This window comes from Tuberibacillus sp. Marseille-P3662 (assembly GCF_900178005.1).
In the GTDB taxonomy this organism is placed as follows: domain Bacteria; phylum Bacillota; class Bacilli; order Bacillales; family Sporolactobacillaceae; genus Marseille-P3662.
Genome location: NZ_FXBS01000006.1, coordinates 143,220 through 161,230 on the forward strand (window position 1 = coordinate 143,220; position 18,011 = coordinate 161,230).

18 protein-coding genes are annotated in these 18,011 nt (G+C 41.8%); 14 read left to right on the forward strand and 4 right to left on the reverse strand.

What is annotated here, in order from left to right; translation table 11 throughout:
- Nucleotides 1-9: 9 nt before the first annotated feature.
- On the reverse strand, nucleotides 10-1,065 hold the full coding sequence (locus B9Y89_RS09265) for an amidohydrolase family protein (protein ID WP_085522954.1): 1,056 nt from the start codon (nucleotides 1,063-1,065) through the stop codon (nucleotides 10-12).
- A gap of 332 nt (nucleotides 1,066-1,397) precedes the next feature.
- Here B9Y89_RS09265 and B9Y89_RS09270 point away from each other — a divergent pair, with 332 nt between their 5' ends.
- From B9Y89_RS09270 to B9Y89_RS09275, 3 genes are all read left to right on the forward strand, one after another.
- Nucleotides 1,398-2,015, forward strand: a complete 618-nt coding sequence (locus B9Y89_RS09270; protein WP_085522955.1) for a trimeric intracellular cation channel family protein — start codon at nucleotides 1,398-1,400, stop codon at nucleotides 2,013-2,015.
- A gap of 150 nt (nucleotides 2,016-2,165) precedes the next feature.
- Nucleotides 2,166-2,339 carry a hypothetical protein gene (locus B9Y89_RS19020; RefSeq protein WP_176222171.1) on the forward strand — a complete coding sequence of 58 codons (174 nt, stop codon included), beginning with the start codon at nucleotides 2,166-2,168 and terminating at the stop codon, nucleotides 2,337-2,339.
- Complete coding sequence (locus tag B9Y89_RS09275) at nucleotides 2,314-2,508, forward strand: hypothetical protein (protein ID WP_139822780.1); 195 nt, start codon at nucleotides 2,314-2,316, stop codon at nucleotides 2,506-2,508. Before B9Y89_RS19020 ends, B9Y89_RS09275 begins: the two co-directional genes overlap by 26 nt.
- 131 nt (nucleotides 2,509-2,639) lie before the next feature.
- Here B9Y89_RS09275 and B9Y89_RS09280 read toward each other — a convergent pair whose 3' ends face one another.
- Both B9Y89_RS09280 and B9Y89_RS09285 read right to left on the reverse strand, forming a co-directional pair.
- The gene (locus B9Y89_RS09280) at nucleotides 2,640-2,738 is read right to left on the reverse strand and encodes a YjcZ family sporulation protein (protein ID WP_085522957.1); all 99 of its coding nucleotides are present in this window, start codon (nucleotides 2,736-2,738) and stop codon (nucleotides 2,640-2,642) included.
- A 151-nt stretch (nucleotides 2,739-2,889) separates the two neighbouring features.
- Nucleotides 2,890-3,492 carry a nitroreductase family protein gene (locus B9Y89_RS09285; RefSeq protein ID WP_085522958.1) on the reverse strand — a complete coding sequence of 201 codons (603 nt, stop codon included), beginning with the start codon at nucleotides 3,490-3,492 and terminating at the stop codon, nucleotides 2,890-2,892.
- A gap of 184 nt (nucleotides 3,493-3,676) precedes the next feature.
- Here B9Y89_RS09285 and B9Y89_RS09290 point away from each other — a divergent pair, with 184 nt between their 5' ends.
- From B9Y89_RS09290 to B9Y89_RS09310, 5 genes are all read left to right on the forward strand, one after another.
- The gene (locus tag B9Y89_RS09290; protein ID WP_085522959.1) at nucleotides 3,677-4,351 is read left to right on the forward strand and encodes a YesL family protein; all 675 of its coding nucleotides are present in this window, start codon (nucleotides 3,677-3,679) and stop codon (nucleotides 4,349-4,351) included.
- A gap of 57 nt (nucleotides 4,352-4,408) precedes the next feature.
- On the forward strand, nucleotides 4,409-5,440 hold the full coding sequence (locus B9Y89_RS09295) for an aldose epimerase family protein (RefSeq protein WP_085522960.1): 1,032 nt from the start codon (nucleotides 4,409-4,411) through the stop codon (nucleotides 5,438-5,440).
- Between the two features lie 250 nt (nucleotides 5,441-5,690).
- Complete coding sequence (locus B9Y89_RS09300; protein WP_085522961.1) at nucleotides 5,691-7,016, forward strand: ABC transporter substrate-binding protein; 1,326 nt, start codon at nucleotides 5,691-5,693, stop codon at nucleotides 7,014-7,016.
- A 58-nt stretch (nucleotides 7,017-7,074) separates the two neighbouring features.
- Nucleotides 7,075-7,947: a carbohydrate ABC transporter permease gene (locus tag B9Y89_RS09305; protein ID WP_085522962.1), complete on the forward strand. Its 873-nt coding sequence runs from the start codon at nucleotides 7,075-7,077 to the stop codon at nucleotides 7,945-7,947.
- A complete protein-coding gene (locus B9Y89_RS09310; protein ID WP_085522963.1) occupies nucleotides 7,937-8,773 on the forward strand; it encodes a carbohydrate ABC transporter permease in 837 nt (278 codons plus the stop codon). Before B9Y89_RS09305 ends, B9Y89_RS09310 begins: the two co-directional genes overlap by 11 nt.
- A 250-nt stretch (nucleotides 8,774-9,023) precedes the next feature.
- Here B9Y89_RS09310 and B9Y89_RS09315 read toward each other — a convergent pair whose 3' ends face one another.
- Entirely contained in the window at nucleotides 9,024-10,139 is a 1,116-nt protein-coding gene (locus tag B9Y89_RS09315) for a GntR family transcriptional regulator (protein WP_085522964.1), read from the reverse strand.
- A 265-nt stretch (nucleotides 10,140-10,404) separates the two neighbouring features.
- On the opposite strand from B9Y89_RS09315, the gene B9Y89_RS09320 reads away from it, so the two are divergent.
- The 6 genes from B9Y89_RS09320 to B9Y89_RS09345 all read left to right on the forward strand — a co-directional run bounded on the left by B9Y89_RS09320 (nucleotide 10,405) and on the right by B9Y89_RS09345 (nucleotide 17,785).
- Nucleotides 10,405-11,583 carry a sn-glycerol-1-phosphate dehydrogenase gene (locus B9Y89_RS09320; protein WP_254901232.1) on the forward strand — a complete coding sequence of 393 codons (1,179 nt, stop codon included), beginning with the start codon at nucleotides 10,405-10,407 and terminating at the stop codon, nucleotides 11,581-11,583.
- 27 nt (nucleotides 11,584-11,610) lie between these two features.
- Entirely contained in the window at nucleotides 11,611-13,275 is a 1,665-nt protein-coding gene (locus B9Y89_RS09325; protein ID WP_085522965.1) for a ribulokinase, read from the forward strand.
- Nucleotides 13,276-13,290: 15 nt separating this feature from the next.
- Nucleotides 13,291-13,977 carry an L-ribulose-5-phosphate 4-epimerase gene (araD, locus tag B9Y89_RS09330; RefSeq protein WP_085522966.1) on the forward strand — a complete coding sequence of 229 codons (687 nt, stop codon included), beginning with the start codon at nucleotides 13,291-13,293 and terminating at the stop codon, nucleotides 13,975-13,977.
- 27 nt (nucleotides 13,978-14,004) lie between these two features.
- Nucleotides 14,005-15,489, forward strand: coding sequence for an L-arabinose isomerase (araA, locus tag B9Y89_RS09335; protein WP_085522967.1), 1,485 nt, complete (start codon nucleotides 14,005-14,007; stop codon nucleotides 15,487-15,489).
- A gap of 446 nt (nucleotides 15,490-15,935) precedes the next feature.
- On the forward strand, nucleotides 15,936-17,543 hold the full coding sequence (locus B9Y89_RS09340; protein ID WP_085522968.1) for a sodium:solute symporter family protein: 1,608 nt from the start codon (nucleotides 15,936-15,938) through the stop codon (nucleotides 17,541-17,543).
- Between the two features lie 11 nt (nucleotides 17,544-17,554).
- On the forward strand, nucleotides 17,555-17,785 hold the full coding sequence (locus tag B9Y89_RS09345) for a hypothetical protein (protein WP_085522969.1): 231 nt from the start codon (nucleotides 17,555-17,557) through the stop codon (nucleotides 17,783-17,785).
- The last annotated feature ends 226 nt before the right edge of the window (nucleotides 17,786-18,011 follow it).

Sequence of the window (18,011 nt, forward strand, 5' to 3'; positions counted from 1 at the left end):
TCCCTCCAATTATTTCAACTTAGGATAAAAATTTCTCGCATTCTCTGAAAATATTTTTTTGCTCAAATCATCATCCATATTTGGTAGCGCACGATAAGGGGAATCGAAATCCCAGTGCGGATAATCTGTAGCGAAGCAAACCATTTCATCCGAACCCATCTGATCAAGGACGGACATAAACGTCTTTTTATCTAATTCTTCTGACGGTTGTGTACAAAACCGAATATGCTCTTGCATGATCCGACTTGGCTTCCGTTTGACCCAAGGCACTTCATGACGAAGATCATTGTATTGTTGATCAAGTTTCCACATTAAGTGGGGTGCAAACGTAAAGCCGCCTTCAATCATCATGAGTTTTAAGTTAGGGAATTTTTCAAATACACCATTTAAAATCATGTTTGTAATCATCTTCATGTGAGCTGTCGGAAGTAGAGCATGCCACTCAATAAAGTATCTTGGCCATTTACCATAATAAATAGGAGGTTCATTATGATGCATACCAATCATAAGGTTTTGCTTTTCCGCAGCTGCAAAAATTGGATGATAGTAGGGATCGCCCCACATCTTGTCATCGATCGGAAGCAGGATTTGCACCATTTTTGGATGTGAACCGACTCTCTCGATTTCACGAACCGCACCAGCTACATCTTCAGCATTAAGGTGAACAGATCCATATAGGCGTTCATCTTTATCAAGCCAGTTCTCGATTTGCCAGTTGTTATAAGCTGTTGCTAAGGCGGTCGCCATTTCATACCAGCCATGCATGGATGACGGCGACGGATCCAAGGCCCCCGTTAAAATCCCGTATTCATGACCAATATCATCAAGCAATTGTTCTTGCATGAATGACAAATCGGCTCCCGCCGGTCTGCCATCAGGCACCTTGGCATCCGCACGATCCACACCTGCAACTGACGGTTGTGTGTACGGCATATGCTTTTCTTGAATCCAGTGACAGTCCTGAATATATCTTTTCCACGGTTCATCTAAATATTTGATCAATTCTTGATAGAGAATACGTTCATGAATATCCGTATCGATAATGCCTTGATTTTTATTACTCAAAATAGGGCCTCCTCATTTGTTTTCTATGTTTAGCATCATAGCAGACGGATTAACTCATTCCCAAACCCGCTCAGAGGCCGTCTATAAAACTGAGTTCATTCAGTGAGCTTCAGTAACACTCAGTGAACGTCAGTGATACAATTTTGTTTTTTATTTAAAAAATGTTTTGAAACAATTGAAGACAATAACTCTCAACCGCGTGGCTCAAGGGTTGGAACAGATGCATCGATTGATCCTAACCTTTTTTAACGAAAAACATTGATGATCATATATAATGAATCGAGGATCCCAATATAAGAATAAAAAGCATAGAAAGAAAGGAAGAGGACACATTGACATGGGAAATACTAAACATCATCGGTACCATTGCTTTCGCGATTAGTGGTGCCATTATCGCAATGGAAGAAGATTATGATATATTAGGTGTTTTTGTCTTAGGGTTTACGACAGCATTCGGTGGTAGTACAATCCGTAATTTATTAATCGGTATACCTGTTGAAGACATTTGGACACAAGGGGAATTATTTGTTGTTATCTTTGTTGTACTTACAATCGTTTTTTTACTGCCAAAGCAATGGATTCAATATTGGAAACAATGGGGCATTTTTTTTGATGCGCTAGGTTTAGCTTCATTTTCCATTCAAGGGGCGCTTCATGCCGTTGGAATCGATGCCCCATTAAGTGCTGTACTCGTTGCATCGACTTTGACCGGATCTGGCGGGGGTATGTTACGCGATGTTTTTGCAGGTCGAAAGCCTATGATTTTTCGTGCAGAAATATATGCACTGTGGGCGACACTCGCGGGTCTTGTGGTTGGTTTTGGTTGGATCAATGGACCTTTGGCAATAGCCATGCTTTATGTCTTCATCGTTGGATTACGAATGTTATCAGTGTTCTTTAAATGGAGACTGCCGCGGCATTCTCTAACTGGATCATCAGACTCTCGCTGAATCAGTTGTCATTTTATACAAATATGATAAAAAGTATACAAAAAGGACGACGCTATATCCTCTGGAAAATAGTTCACAGCATATATGGTGTTCTTTTAGCAGAAAATAAATGTATAACGAGGATAGTGAAATGAATAGGGAGGAACTTATATGTCTGATAAAGAAAAAAAGAAGCGATATACTGAGATTGAGCATCCTGACATCAGAGAAATTGAGCATACAACCACGCATCCAGATTCGGAAAGATACAGCAGTTTGCAAGATGTTAACTATTCTCCAGGTGAGAATAATTATCTCAGTGAACATACAAGTGGACAATCATAATTCCGGAAAGGTTGATTTGATGGCTGACAAGAAAAGGTTGACGCCGGAACAATATGATGAACTTGCCGGCGAGTACAAGCACTCCGATCATCGCATTCCTGAAAAGCCTAATACCACCGACTCACAATATAAAAAAGGTGATCATTTAGCAGCAAGACGCCCACAGTAATAGTCGTTATTGCTAAAACAAGAACACTTGGAAAAAGCGTTCTTGTTTTGAATTTATGTAGAATAGGGACGGAACCATTAGATTAAAGGGTGGCCAAAAGTTACTTTCGGCCACTCCGTTTTGATCAAACATTACCAAACATAAGACGTACCAACGATAATCAAGAGAATAAACAAAACGACGATTAAGGCAAATCCTGCGCCGCCGCCATAACCACCTTCATAACTCATATCATTCACCACCTTAAGATTGGCTAGTAATAAGATATGTCAGTTAGCAAGCCTTTGATTGGTCTAATGTGTCGTATTTTAAAAATGGGCTCTTATAAACAAATTGAAATACAAAAAAACCGTTGATGATAGTCATCAACGGTCAATGGTATTATTTCAATCCTTGCTGAAAGTCACCTTCGAATAGAAATTCATCTATCGAGTGGCGGAAAGACGGTTTTTCACGATTCTGATCTTTCTCGGATAGTAATGCTTTTTCACCGCGGTAGCCGATGGCGACAACACATTGGATATCGTAGTCATCAGGGATGTTGAGGACTTCCCGTGCTTTGTCCGGATTAAAACCACCCATAGCGTGTGTAATCAATCCTTTATTAAAAGCTTGTAAAGCAAGATGGGCCCAAGCAGCGCCAGTATCAAAGGCATGTGACCGGTTGTGTCCATTATCCGTCGTCGTTTTTGAAAGAATGACAGCTAAGACAGGTGCTCTTTCACACCAATCGCGATTACCATCAAAAATGAATGGATAAAATTTTTCCCGATCCTCTTGAGCTCGTGCAATAATAAAGTGCCAAGGTTGAAAATTGGCAGCAGAGGGTGCCCATCGTGCAGCTTCGAATAAACTGAGCAGCACGTCATTAGGTACTTCTTCTTCTGAGAAAGATCTCGGCGACCACCGGTTATAGAAAATATCGTCGATGTTATATTGAGGTTCCCGTATATCGGTAACATCATTAGCAAGTTTGTGCGTCATATGCTTTCCTCCTTATTTATGTAGCTTTTCACCCCAAATATTTTACAATACACCGGTTATCTTATCATGATTAGACGTCATTTTTAAGAAATATGACTTTGGTGGCAGAGAGATAGGCAGTTGCTATTCATGTTGTTGTTTCATATAATTAAAGAAAATTCAGATCACTTCAGGAGGTGTCGTTATGTTCCAAAGCGGGTTGGCATCGGGGGTTTATAGGATCTGTAATTGGATCATGAGGCTAGCCATCGTTAATTTACTGTGGATGGGCTTTACGTTTTTGGGCTTGATATTATTTGGCTTTGCCCCGGCAACGACAGCACTGTTTGCCGTTATTAGAAAGTGGGTTATGGGTCATGATGATGTGCCAATATTTAAAACATTTTGGTCAAATTATCGCTCTGAATTTGTAAGGGCTAACATTTTGGGACTCATTTTCTTGATTGTGGGTTACATTTTATATGTTGATTTTCGTTTTTCGGAAGATTTTGAAGGCGCTTTACAACCTGTGTTATTGGTCGGTATTATGCTTGTAGGCATTGTGTACCTATTAACATTAATGTATCTGTTCCCAGTTTTGGTCCACTTTGACCTTAAGTCCATTAAGCAGTACATCAAGAATGCCCTACTCATCGGGATATCGCAATTACCGTCAACGCTTCTTATGATTAGCGGTGCGCTTTTAACGTATATGATTTTTCGAATGGTTCCGGGGATGTTGGTTTTTTTCTGTGCGAGTTTACTAGCATTATTTACTTATTGGAGCGCTCACAGGGCGTTTGAGAACATTGAAGCTAAATTGGGTCAGGCTGAGGTATCTTATAACAGTCAATCCACCGAAAGCAAGCATGATATATGAGTAACAGTTTAAATGGGAGGACCAAAATGAATTTGGCAACGAGAGGAGATTAGTGGAATGGAGATTACGCAAGGAACTTTCGGTGAAATGGATGGACAAAAGGTTGGCTTTTATACGTTAAAAAATGACAACGGTATGGAAATGACATGTATTAACTATGGATGTATTATTACTGAAATTTTAGTTCCTGATCGTAAGGGCAAGTTTGAAAACGTTGTATTAGGATTTGATAACTTAGACGATTATCGTGAGCATTCATCGTTCTTTGGGGCGATTATCGGCCGTGTGGCTGGCCGGATCAAAAACGCTGAATTCCAATTAGATGGTCATTCCTATGAACTGTCGAAAAATGAAAACAACAATCATATACACGGGGGCCCTAATGGTTTTAGCCAAGTCCTCTGGGATGTTAAGACTGTGGATTATGAAGACGCAGTTGGTATTGAATTTTCCTACATGAGTCCAGACGGCGATGAGGGTTATCCTGGCACCTTGGAGATGACAGTCACTTATCGATTAAATAACGATAATGAGCTTTCTATTATCTATGATGGTCTATCAGATGAAAAAACATTACTTAATCCAACGAATCATTCATATTTTAATTTGAGCGGTAACTTGAAGCGGGATGTCCTCGATCACGTTTTAACCATGGATAGTGATAAATGGATTGAATTAAATGAGGAGCTGCTTCCGACTGGGCGGTTGCTCGATGTTAAAGATACAGCTTTCGACTTTCAACATGGCAGAAAGATTCGAGATGGTGTCCAGTCAACCCATTCACAGAATCAGCTAGTGGGTCAAGGTTATGATCATCCTTTTCTACTAAGTGATCCGGTGATCTCACTAACAGATGAAAAGAGTGGTCGGCAGCTTGAGGTCTGGACAGATCAACCGGTTGTCGTATGCTATTCAGGCAATCAATTAGACGGTGATTTTGCAATCAGGGGAGTACCCGTGAAAAAACATTTAGGCATATGTTTGGAAACCCAAACGCCGCCTGATTCAATCCATCACTCGAACTTTCAATCAGCGATCCTTGATAAAGGGGAAAGGTACCAATCAAAAACAAAATATAAATTCACATGAGTATAGCATTATATTTTATAGCAAAAGGACTTCTTTTTTAATAAGAGGTCTTTTTTTTATTGAGAAGGGTCTACCAGAATGATGGCATTGGCTCTGACGTCGTGATTCTATGAATAAGAGGTTTTGTAGGCCAGGCACCAAATGGCGGCTGGTGCGTACAGTAATATACAAAGCCTGAAAAAATCAATCATCACTATTGTAAGCGATTACGTATTAACGAACATTACTGTCCGAAAGGAGATTTTAAATCATGAAAAAGTCATTTAAGCACGTTGTTTTTATGTTGGCCCTGGTTCTTGTCTTTACCCCGTTGATTCAAGGTTGCAGTAATAGTGATGGATCTGGAAACACCTCCGATGGAGATACGATTACGTTAAAAATGTCAGCATGGGGGAATCCTGAGGAACTGAAAGTCTACCAGCGCGGTGTCGATGCGTTCATGGAGAAAAACCCGAATATAAAAGTAGAGATTATCCCTATTCCTAGTGATTCCTACGAACAAAAGCTGATGACTGAGTTATCGGGTGGGAAAGGACCTGACGTCTTCTATGTTGGTGATGCGACGATGGCCAAGTTGGCTAAAAATCAGTCTGTCATTTCGCTGACCGATTTTATGAAAACCTCTGATAGTTATACAAAGGATGACTTATATTCCGACGGTCTATGGGGAGCAGCCAAGCAGAACAGCAAAATTTATGGTATTCCCGTTGATTGTAATCCATTGGTGCTTTACTACAATAAGAAGCTATTCAAAGAATTGGGGATCAAATCACCACAGGAGTATTTTGAGGAAAACGATTGGAATTGGGAAACGTTTAAAAAAGTCACAGGAAAATTTAAAGACGCCGGTAAATATGGGTTTGTACAGGATAGTGCATACGGAACAATGGCCTCTTGGGTCTGGTCTAACGGCGGTTTAGTCTACGACAAAGAAGGCAACTATGTTCTAGATACAAATAAGAAAGCCCAAGAGGCGATTCAATATATCAATGGTTTGGTGCAGGATGGCCGTGCCATTTACGCGGGGTCACTACCAAAGGGGCAAGGTCTGGAAGCGATGTTCATGTCCCGTCAAGTAGGCATGGTCGCAGCAGGACGGTGGTTAACCCCTTTATTTAGTAAAAATGGTTCACTTGAATTCGACTACATTTACTGGCCCACAAATACAGATGAAAAATATAATCCCGTTCAAATTCCGACCGCGTATTTATCGGTAAACGCCAACACTGAGCATCAAAAAGCCGCTAAAAAATTTGTGACCTTTTACACATCGAAAATGGGTCAAAAAACGCGATTAAGCCAGGCAGGTAACGCAATCCCATCTGTTAAAGGGATCAATGATGTTGTTCTTGAAAATGCCAAAGTTGAACACGCGGATTATTTGCTTAAAGGGCGACAAAATGGGGTTGCAAATGGATCACCGCGGTTATTTGCAGGAAATGTCCCGGGACTGCAGCAAGATATGAGTGATATCTACGATTTGATGCTCTTAGGCAAGCAAGATGCCGATACGACGATCCACAAGATTACCGAAGCAACACAGAAAAAGATGAAGGAATACCAGTCAGGACAATAACAATGTCTATTATATAACAATCAATGGTATTAATTATCTCATGGTAAGGGTGGTCATCATGCATGATAAAAAACGAATGATGTGGGGCTACCTGTTAATTGCTCCGCAGCTGATAGGTTTAATTTGTTTCGCTTTAATTCCTGTTGTATACGCCTTTGTACTGAGTTTTATGAAGTGGGATGGGTTTGGGGCGAAACAGTTTATCGGATTTGATAATTTTATCACTCAGCTCTCAAGTGAACTATTTTGGAAGTCTATGCTTAACACCGCTTATTATATGATACTAGTGATTCCGCTTAGTATCATCATCTCTTTAATCGTCGCCATTGCCTTGAACAATATCAAAGGGAAAAATTTTTACCGCGTATTTTACTTTATGCCGCAGGTGACCAGTTCGGTTTCCATCAGTGTGATCTGGTTGTGGATACTCAATGGCCATTTCGGTATCCTCAATCAAGCTCTCAAGTTTATAGGGTTGAGTGGACCACAGTGGTTGACGGATACTGCATGGGTCATGCCGGCGATTGCCGTTGTCAGCATTTGGTGGGGGCTAGGTTATAACATGGTCATCTTCTTGGCTGGTCTTCAAGGGATTCCACAAAGTTATTATGAAGCGGCTGAAATCGATGGGGCCAATAAGTTTCAAAAGTTCAAGCATATTACACTGCCGCAGTTGTCACCAACCACTTTTTTTGTGACGATTATGTCCGTGATTGCCTCATTCCAAGTGTTTGATCAGGCTTTCGTTATGACAAAGGGAGGGCCTGGAAAAGCCAGTTATACACTGGTCTATCACATTTACGATCAAGCATTTGTTAATTTTAACATGGGTCAAAGTTCGGCGGCAGCTATGATCTTGTTTGTCATTATTCTCACCTTTACTTTACTTCAATTTAAGTTTGCCAAAAGGTGGGTGCATTATGAAGACTAATAAAAAAACGCGTACATCCAAGGTCTTGCTTCACGTCGTCGTGTCATTAGGTGCATTGCTGATGATTTTCCCATTCCTTTGGACTTTGAGCAGTTCACTAAAGGATATGTCACAAATCTTTGTCGTGCCTCCGACTTGGATTCCTGATCCATTTGTATGGTCAAATTATCCTGACTCTTTGACAGCGATGCCTTTCGCTCTAGCTTATTTAAACAGTATTAAAATCTCCGGCATTATTGTTGTTGTTGACTTATTAACAGCATCGATGGCAGCGTATGCGTTTGCCAAAATTCGTTTCCGGGGCTCCAATATATTGTTTATTTTGTTCTTAGCAACCATGATGGTTCCAAAGCAAGTAACGATGATACCGATGTATATCATTATGGAGCAGATTGGGTGGATTGATACCCATCTTTCCCTCATAGTGCCTGGAGCACTATTCAATGCGTTTGCCGTTTTTCTACTCAGACAGTTTATTAGAGGGATTCCACGGGAGTTGGAAGAGGCCGCCATTGTTGACGGAGCTAGTACACCCCGCATTTACTGGAGCGTCATTCTTCCGTTGATCAAACCGGCCTTAGCTGCTGTAGGTATTTTCTTATTCCTTGGTTCATGGAATAACTTTATCGAGGCGTTGATTTTCCTCAATACGCCTGAGAAATTCACCGTTCCGCTCTTACTCAGCCGATTTAGCAGTCTCCATCAAACGAGCTGGGGGCTGATGATGGCCGCAACCACAGTATCAGTGATTCCAATTTTGATTGTCTACATCTTCGCACAGAAAAAGATTATTGAAGGGGTCACTATTACAGGGATCAAAGGTTAGTAGAGTTAAATCGATGCTGGGATAAAAGTATATGAGTCACAGAATCATCCGAACTTGTTTATTAATCGGTTCGGATGATTTGTTGAAAATCGTCATTCCTGTCATCGCTTCGTCAAAATCCTTCGCTTACCGCGGGCGTCTACGTATTTTGACAACGCTTAGAACTTGCTTTCATATCTTATTGTTCGGCTTCCTGAGAGTATCCTATTTTAGATCTGTCTCAGCCTCAGTTTTTTACGATATGAGTGTATCACTTTGTTCGGGCGGGATTGCGTGAGCGGGTCGACTGCCGGATGATCAATTCTGGTTCAAACATAATGGTCTCGGAATTATTATTGGAGGATTTGGTTCCTTCAATTAACCGAACAATTGACTCAGCGGCGGCTTGTCCCATCCCCGTCTTAGGGTGCTTAACAGATGTCAGTTTAACCTCAGATGCCTCCGCAAGTTGCGAGTCATCATAACCCACAATCGAAAGATCCTCGGGTATGCTTAAACCAAGTTCCCGTGTGACATGAAGGATACTGATTGCGATTTCGTCGTTGTAACAGACAATGGCATCGGGGCGTGCTGCTGTGTCTTTTGATAATAATAGTTCACTCACTTTTTGTTGCAGAATTTCCCCTTTATCCTCAGTGTTGAAAGTGACCATCATGTCTGGATGCGGAATGGACTGGTTTTCCCTGTGGGCACGAATGTATCCCTTCATCCGATTGATTCCTTGGATATCATCGGTTTTAAACAATCCTAAGATGCGTTTATGACCTAAATCGATGAGATGTTGAGTTGCCATGTACCCGCCTTTTTCATCATTCATCGTCATACTTGGAGACGCAAGTTCAGTATAAGACGCGTTAATCATAACGTATGGAATGTTGTTTCTTTCCAAGTTTAAATAGTAATTCAAATTTGGGTTATGAAAGGCACTTTTTGTCGGTTCAACAATTAAACCATCAATGTTCTTGGTAAGAATGTTTTGCAAACTTTTTTTCTCTTTATCAACATTATTGTTCGTACTTGCGATCAACACGCTATAATCTTTTTCGGATAGATACGATTCAATACCGCGAATAATGGAAGGAAAAATGTAATCAGAAATATAAGTTGTGATCACACCGATTGTTTGATCACCAGTTGGGTTTGTCGTTGCTTGTTCACGATTGGCGCAGTAGGTTCCACCCCCCTGTATACGGTATAGCCATCCCTCATGGACGAGCTCACCAACCGCTTGTCGGATGGTATGACGACTGACACCGAACTTTCGAATAAGTTCAGTTTCCGTATCGATCTTTTGACCAGGAGTAATTTGCCCCTGTAATATCCATGATTTAATCGCTTCTTTGATTTGAACATATTTCGCTGTCATACAAGATCCTCCCAGTAATTGATACGTATCAATCATTTTATCATAGGTCTAGTAATGTAGAAATATCGAGATCACTTTCTAGATGACATTGATGGTACATATACTGAAAATTATAACGTTATCTGTTGACAGGTTTGAAAGCGGATTATAAACTTAATTTGTACGGATTAATAACAATTATTTATTATTAAAACAAAAAATATACGTATGTATAATGACTCACTTTTTGATGGAAAAAGTATATTGATATAAAGGGGGGGGTTTAGTGACAATATCAAAGGAACTCCATCGTCTTGCCAATGAAATGACAGGCAGCGGTTTACCTTTACAGAATATCGTTGTCGACAACGATGCGATCAAAGAACTGCCAATGCTTTTAAGCCGGAATCATTGGAAACACGTTTTGGTTGTTGCTGACGAGAGGACATTTCATGCAGCTGGGAATAGGGTGTGTGAACATCTTAAGGATGAAGGTGTTCATTATCAGACGACCTTTCTAACCGAAAATGTTCATGGTCAGGTGATTGCCGATGAGCCAACCTTAATTGAGCTTTTTCAGTGCGTCACAAATGAAACTGATGTCATCATAGCCGTTGGTTCAGGCACCATTCACGATATCGTTCGATTTGTGAGTTATAAGATGGATCGCCCATTTATTTCCGTTCCAACGGCTGCATCTGTAGACGGATTTACATCAAAAGGCGCCCCTTTAATCTTACGTGGGATGAAACAGACAGTCCAGACGAGAGCTCCTATTGCGGTGTTGGCTGACCTTGATATTCTCTCGCAAGCGCCAGCTCAAATGACGGCAGCGGGTTTTGGTGACATTTTAGGGAAATATACATCGCTTCTTGATTGGAAAATCTCTCACTTGATCGGTGGAGAACCGTATCACGAGAAGGCAGCTGTTTTAACAAAACAATCGCTCGACGCTTGTGTGAACCATGTTGACGCCATTGCATCCCATGATTCAACTGGCATCAAAATATTAATGGATGCCTTAATTGAGTCCGGGCTCGTGATGCTAATACTTAATCATTCTCGTCCGGCTTCCGGTGGAGAACATCATTTGTCGCACTATTGGGAAATGGACCTGCTCAAGCACAATCAGCGGCAGTTATTACATGGCGCAAAAGTCGGCGTCGCAACAACCTTGATTTCTGACCATTATAAACAAATGCGTCAGCAAGTCACCCCAGATCACTTCCCAAATGATGATAAGGGAAAGAGACTTCAGCAACATTGGCAAAAGATAGCAGGGTTTATCGATGAACTGCCCGATCGTGATCGTTTACAAAAATGGCTAACGATTGTTGGTGGACCATCGACAACGGAAGAATTGGGCATTGATCACGGACATGTACAAAACAGTCTGCAAGAAGCGCATCACCTTCGTGACCGATGTACTGGGCTGTTTCTATTTAATGAAGGATATTTTGGATGACAAAAACGTGGGGATTAGGTGATAACAGTGGGTAATACGTACTCAATTGGTGTTGATTTTGGGACAGAATCAGCGCGCGCTGTCCTGGTCGATGTAACCAGTGGTCATGTTGTGGCGACAGCAGTTAAAAATTATCCGTATGGTGTCATTGATGACTATTTGCCGGATTCAGAGATTAAGCTTGAGAATGATTGGGCCTTGCAGAATCCGAATGATTATATGGATTGTTTAACGGAAACAGTTCGGCAGGTTGTGAAAGAGTCTAGCGTCGCAGCGCAGGATATTGTGGGGCTTGGCATTGACTTCACGGCTTGCACGGTTTTGCCTGTTAAGGCGGATGGGACGCCCTTGTGCAATATTGAACGTTTAAGTGATGAGCCGCACAGCTGGGTAAAATTATGGAAGCATCATGCTGCCCAAGATGAAGCTAACCGCTTAAATGAGATCGCTGAAAACTCGGATGATTCATTTCTATCAAGGTATGGCGGTAAAATCTCTTCCGAATGGCTGTTTCCAAAATTGTGGCAGATTCTTAATGAAGCTCCTGAAGTCTATCATGAAATGGACAGTTTTATTGAAGCAACAGACTGGGTGACTTGGCAATTGACAGGCCAAGACGTCCGCAATTCCTGTACAGCCGGTTACAAAGCCATTTGGCATAAGCAGAACGGCTATCCGGAACCATCATTTTTCAAACAATTGGATTCCCGTTTAGAAAACGTCGTTGCTGATAAATTATCACGCGAATTTTTACCTGTTGGTTCCAGAGCGGGAGGCCTTACCAATGAAATGGCAGACAAAACGGGACTGCTCTCAGGAACCTCAGTTGCTGTTGGCAATGTCGACGCTCATGTGTCAGCACCGCCCACAGGTGTGACGGAACCGGGCCGGATGCTCATGATTATGGGGACATCGACTTGCGATATCTTGCTAGGTGAAAAGGAAAAAATGGTCCCTGGCATATGCGGCGTTGTGGAAGATGGCGCTGTTCCCGGTTATTACGCCTATGAAGCGGGTCAATCAGCAGTCGGTGATATCTTCGCTTGGTTCGTCGATAACGCAATCCCAAAAGACTATTTTAAAGAAGCTGAAAAAAGAGAGATGTCCATCCATCAATTATTGGAGGAAAAAGCATCGCAGTTAGACGTTGGTGAAAGTGGGCTTCTAGCCCTTGATTGGTTAAATGGTAATCGTTCGGTGCTCGTTGATGTGGATTTAATGGGTTTAATCTTGGGACTCACACTCAATACCAAACCTGAAGAGATTTACCGAGCGTTAATTGAAGCGACAGCGTTTGGTAAGCGCATTATTATTGAGGCATTTGAAGATAACGGCGTTCCTGTCAATGATTTAGTCGCCTGCGGCGGGCTTCCATACAAAAACCAAATGCTCATGCAAATTTATGCCGATGTCACAGGTAAGGAAATCTCGGTTTCCGGTCATCCGCAAACACCCGCTGTGGGCGCATCAATGTTTGGAGCAGTTGCCGCAGGTGAATCTAAAGGTGGTCATGCGACGATTGCTGATGCAGCCGGTCAGATGGCTAAAATTCAAGATGAAAAAGTTATTCCGATTCAATCCAACGTTGAACGCTATGAAACATTGTATCAAGAATATAAGAAACTGCATGACTATTTCGGCCGCGGTGAGAATGATGTGATGAAGACATTGAAAGCAATGAAAGATCAATAGAAAGGGGTATTCAACTTGTTAGAACAATTAAAACAAGACGTCCTAGAAGCCAATTTGGCTTTGCCGAAATATGGTTTGGTCACTTTCACATGGGGCAATGTCAGTGGCATTGATCGTGATCAAGGCTTGGTCGTGATTAAACCGAGCGGTGTTCCGTATGGGGATCTGAAGCTTGATGATCTTGTCGTTGTCGATCTTGATGGTAATAAAGTTGAAGGTGATCTTAAGGCGTCATCAGATATGCCAACGCATGTCGTTCTATATAAGGCCTTCCCTAAGATTGGGGGCATTGTTCATACGCATGCTTCATGGGCGACCAGTTGGGCGCAGGCAAGAAAGGGTATTCCGTCCTATGGCACTACTCAAGCAGATTACTTTTACGGGGAAATCCCGTGTACGAGAAAAATGACGGCTGGTGAAATTCAGGAAGACTATGAGCGTAGGACGGGTGATGTGATCGTGGAAACCTTTAAGGACAAAGATCCTAATCAAATTCCTGGTGTGCTTGTGAACAGTCATGGCCCATTTAGTTGGGGGACAGATGCTGGTAATGCTTTGCATAATGCCGTCGTTATGGAAGAGGTTGCGAAAATGGCTTATCGAACGGTTACACTAAATTCATCCATCGATACCATGGATCAAGCATTACTAGATAAACATTTTCTTAGAAAACATGGCGCCAATGCCTATTATGGACAGTAAGCCATTATGATGAATGGAGGAGACGAGATGTTGCAGCTTAGGCCTTATGAATTTTGGTTTGTTACAGGGAGTCAGCATTTATATGGAGAGGAAGCGTTGCAGGAAGTTGAGAATCACGCCAGGCAAATCGTAGAGGGATTGAATCAAGGCGATGACATTCCTTTTAAACTTGTATTTAAGCCGATTATGACAACTTCTGATGGTATTCGCCGAATGTGCCTTGACGCGAATGCTGATGATAACTGTGCCGGTCTTATGACTTGGATGCACACGTTTTCCCCGGCGAAAACGTGGATTGCGGGCTTAGCTGAGCTCAGTAAACCATTGTTGCATTTACACACACAATTCAACAGGGATATTCCGTGGAAGAGCATTGATATGGATTTTATGAATCTCAATCAATCCGCTCATGGTGATCGGGAATATGGGTTTATCAATACACGAATGAAGGTGCCGCGCAAAGTCGTCGTCGGCCATTGGCAGGATTCTACCGTTCGTAAAAGAGTGGGTGACTGGATGCAAACCGCAGTGGCTCACACAGAAAGTAAACATCTAAAAGTCGCTCGTTTTGGTGATAACATGCGTAACGTGGCTGTCACTGAAGGGGATAAAATCGAAGCACAAATTAAATTTGGCTGGCAAGTGGATTACTTTGGCATCGGTGATTTGGTTGAAAGGGTTAATGATGTCTCAGATGAAGATGTCAAGGCGTTATTTGATGAGTATAGCAAGTTGTATGAACTCGACCCTGAAGCGAAAAAAACGGGTGCCGTTCGTGATTCCATCCTTGAACAGGCGCGGATTGAATTAGGCCTTAAAGCGTTTTTGGAAGAAGGAAATTATACTGCGTTTACGACGAACTTTGAAGACCTTCATGGGATGAAGCAGTTGCCAGGTTTGGCTGCGCAAAGGTTAATGGCAGAAGGCTATGGTTTCGGTGGTGAAGGTGACTGGAAAACCGCTGCATTGCTCCGCTTGATGAAGATAATGGCGGGTAACCAAGGAACATCCTTTATGGAAGATTATACGTACCATCTGGAACCGGGCAACGAAATGATTCTCGGGTCACACATGTTGGAGGTTTGTCCAACCGTGGCGTCGACCAAGCCAAAAATGGCTGTTCATCCGCTTTCCATGGGTGATAAAGAGGATCCAGCACGTCTCGTGTTTGACGGTGCAGAAGGTGAAGCTGTCAACGTGTCTCTTATTGACTTAGGAAACCGTTTCCGTCTCGTGGTTAATGAAGTTAATGCTGTTAAGCCGCAAGAACAAACTCCGAATCTGCCTGTGGCTAAAGTGTTGTGGCAGCCGAAACCTTCTTTAAGTGAAGCAACGGAAGCGTGGATTTATGCTGGAGGAGCCCATCATACCGTATTTTCTTTAAATATTTCTCCCGAGCAACTCTATGATTGGTCAACGATGGCTAATATTGAGTGCGTCCTTATCAATGAGGAAACGAAATTAATGTCGTTGCGTAATGAATTAAAGTGGGGATCCGCCGCTTGGGAATAGGGTTTATAAGGCATCTAGTTGAAAAGTCACAGCGAGATAAATTGATATTTTTTGTGCCATCTTGATGAATCTTGACATGAACACTAGAATAACAGCCACTAAATAAATTAATTTAATAAAGTAATTGACGAAATACTTGTCTGCATATTTATTTAGCAATGGTGATTTTTACCTGAGTTATTTTATCATTAATTGAAATTGCTACTCAGTCTTGAAAAGGTTTGAGTGATCCTTTTATAAGTTCTTTTGAAAGCGCTAAATTGATTCAAGTAGAACTAATTTTATGACATATTGCACATGCACTTCATAGTTAGGGGGTGTTCGTTTCATCTAGATTCTATACATTGTTATGAAAACGCGTACAAGGGTGTCAAAATCCATGGATTAAAAAATATTGAGTTACTTTGGGGTGCCAAGCAAAAATTTTTAGAGTGAGGTTTTCTAGTATGTCCAGTGGTTTATTTGATTTAGGGTTTATTGATTACGTCATTATAGCTGCCTATTTTATCTTTGTATTAACGATAGGATTTATGCTGAGAAAGCATACACAGACTGGAGAGGATTTCTTCTTATCGGGGCGTGCTCTGCCAACTTGGATCACCGGTATTGCTTTTATGTCCGCGAACCTTGGTGCAACTGAAATTCTTGGTATGAGTGCAGGCGGTGCCGAATATGGCATGATTCAAGCTCATTTTTATTGGATCGGTGCGATTCCGGCAATGGTTTTTATGGGGCTATACATGATGCCGTTTTACTATGCCTCAAGAGCAAGATCGGTCCCAGAATACTTAAAACTTCGGTTTAACGAGGCCACTCGAGGCGTGAACGCGATTGCCTTTGCAGGTATGACAATATTGGTAGCGGGTATTGGTTTATACTCGATGGGCATTATCTTTAGAGCTATTCTTGGATGGTCCCTAACGGAAAGTATATTTTTATCAGCCATTATTGTGCTTGTCTACGTAACTTTAGGCGGACTGACGTCTTCCATCTTTAACGAAGTCACCCAGTTCTTTCTCATCTGTCTTGGTATTTTACCGGTCGTTATTATCGGCTTGTATAGTCTAGGTGGTTGGGATGGACTGGTTGATAAGATCCCAGAAGGTTTTAGCCATGCATGGGGTGATCTTGGCACCACTGACAATTCGCTCGGAGCAAGCTGGATTGGGGTCGTCTTAGGTCTTGGGTTTGTCACTTCGTTTGCTTACTGGACAACAGACTTTCTTGTCGTCCAAAGGGCTTTTGCGGCCAAAAATCTACGGTCAGCACAAATGACACCGATCTTTGCATCATTTATTAAAATGTTTATTCCTGCGATCACCATTCTTGTTGGTTTGGTCGCCTTAGCTGTATTCCCTGATATCGGTACAAATGGAACAAGTTATAATATGGCATTACCATTATTAATTTCAGAATATTATCCTATCGGTATGGTTGGATTAGGCATTACCGCTCTCATGGCAAGTTTTATGAGTGGTATGGCTGGTAATATCTCAGCTTTTACAACCGTATGGACATATGATATTTACCAGGCTTATATAAAAAAGGATGCACCTGATAGTCATTATGTTTGGATGGGTCGTGCTGCCACAGTTGGCGGTGTGGCATTGGCCATTGCGACATCTTATATGGCGGCTAGTTTTCCGAGTATTATGGATTATATGCAAACCCTCTTCTCATTCGTTAATGCGCCAATCTTTGGGGTTTTCTTGCTCGGTATGTTCTGGAAACGGATGACGCCATGGGGTGGTTTTTGGGCCCTTGTTTCAGGTATCACCTTTGCGTTCATCTTTTACTTTCTATTACCGGTCGAATTTCCGACACCAAACGCCGGCAACTTCTGGAGAGCATGGTGGGTATGGGTTGTCACAACGGTTGTAGGTATTGTTGTAAGCCTATTCACGACACCAAAACCGGAGAAAGAGTTGAAAGGGATTGTCCTTGGCGCTGGCAAATACCGGTCCTATAAAGGGTTTGTTTGGTATAAACGTCCAGGTGTTCTAGGAATCATTTCACTCGCTTTATTTGTCTTGATCAATATTATATTCTGGTAGGAGGTTCAATCGTGAACGAAAATGCAGAGCAAAAGTTTTTTAACCTTGGCCGTTTAATCGGAATATTGCTAACATTTTACGGAGTTTTACTTGCCGGTTATGGAGCCGTTGCCGGAGAGCAAAATCACCACAGTCCCTTTAACGTCAATTTATGGTGGGGCCTTGTGATTTTAATGACTGGCGTGATATTTCTTCTTGTCTCATTAAAACAACCGGATGTGGATGATGACGAGGAAGAGTAAGGGGATCTGGTTTGAAAATTCAAAAGCAGTTAAAACCAGCGGGTATGAACCTCCGCTGGTTTTTTTGTATTGATAAGCTGAATGTTTAGGACAATCAATTATATATCAATGATTGGTACGGATGAATATTTTGCGAAGCTAAGCTGTGAGGATGATTCACTTGTTTTTAACGGGATAAATTAATTAATTGTCAGTTTTATTTGAGGATTTGAAAAATACATTGACA

Excerpts from the sequence above, each read along its gene's own strand:
- B9Y89_RS09340 (WP_085522968.1), top strand. The coding sequence starts at position 15,936 with ATGTCCAGTGGTTTATTTGATTTAGGGTTTATTGATTACGTCATTATA.
- B9Y89_RS09300 (WP_085522961.1), top strand. The coding sequence starts at position 5,691 with ATGAAAAAGTCATTTAAGCACGTTGTTTTTATGTTGGCCCTGGTTCTT.
- B9Y89_RS09285 (WP_085522958.1), bottom strand. The coding sequence starts at position 3,492 with ATGACGCACAAACTTGCTAATGATGTTACCGATATACGGGAACCTCAA.
- B9Y89_RS19020 (WP_176222171.1), top strand. The coding sequence starts at position 2,166 with ATGTCTGATAAAGAAAAAAAGAAGCGATATACTGAGATTGAGCATCCT.
- B9Y89_RS09305 (WP_085522962.1), top strand. The coding sequence starts at position 7,075 with ATGCATGATAAAAAACGAATGATGTGGGGCTACCTGTTAATTGCTCCG.
- B9Y89_RS09295 (WP_085522960.1), top strand. The coding sequence starts at position 4,409 with ATGGAGATTACGCAAGGAACTTTCGGTGAAATGGATGGACAAAAGGTT.
- B9Y89_RS09310 (WP_085522963.1), top strand. The coding sequence starts at position 7,937 with ATGAAGACTAATAAAAAAACGCGTACATCCAAGGTCTTGCTTCACGTC.
- B9Y89_RS09290 (WP_085522959.1), top strand. The coding sequence starts at position 3,677 with ATGTTCCAAAGCGGGTTGGCATCGGGGGTTTATAGGATCTGTAATTGG.
- araA (WP_085522967.1), top strand. The coding sequence starts at position 14,005 with ATGTTGCAGCTTAGGCCTTATGAATTTTGGTTTGTTACAGGGAGTCAG.
- B9Y89_RS09315 (WP_085522964.1), bottom strand. The coding sequence starts at position 10,139 with ATGACAGCGAAATATGTTCAAATCAAAGAAGCGATTAAATCATGGATA.
- B9Y89_RS09280 (WP_085522957.1), bottom strand. The coding sequence starts at position 2,738 with ATGAGTTATGAAGGTGGTTATGGCGGCGGCGCAGGATTTGCCTTAATC.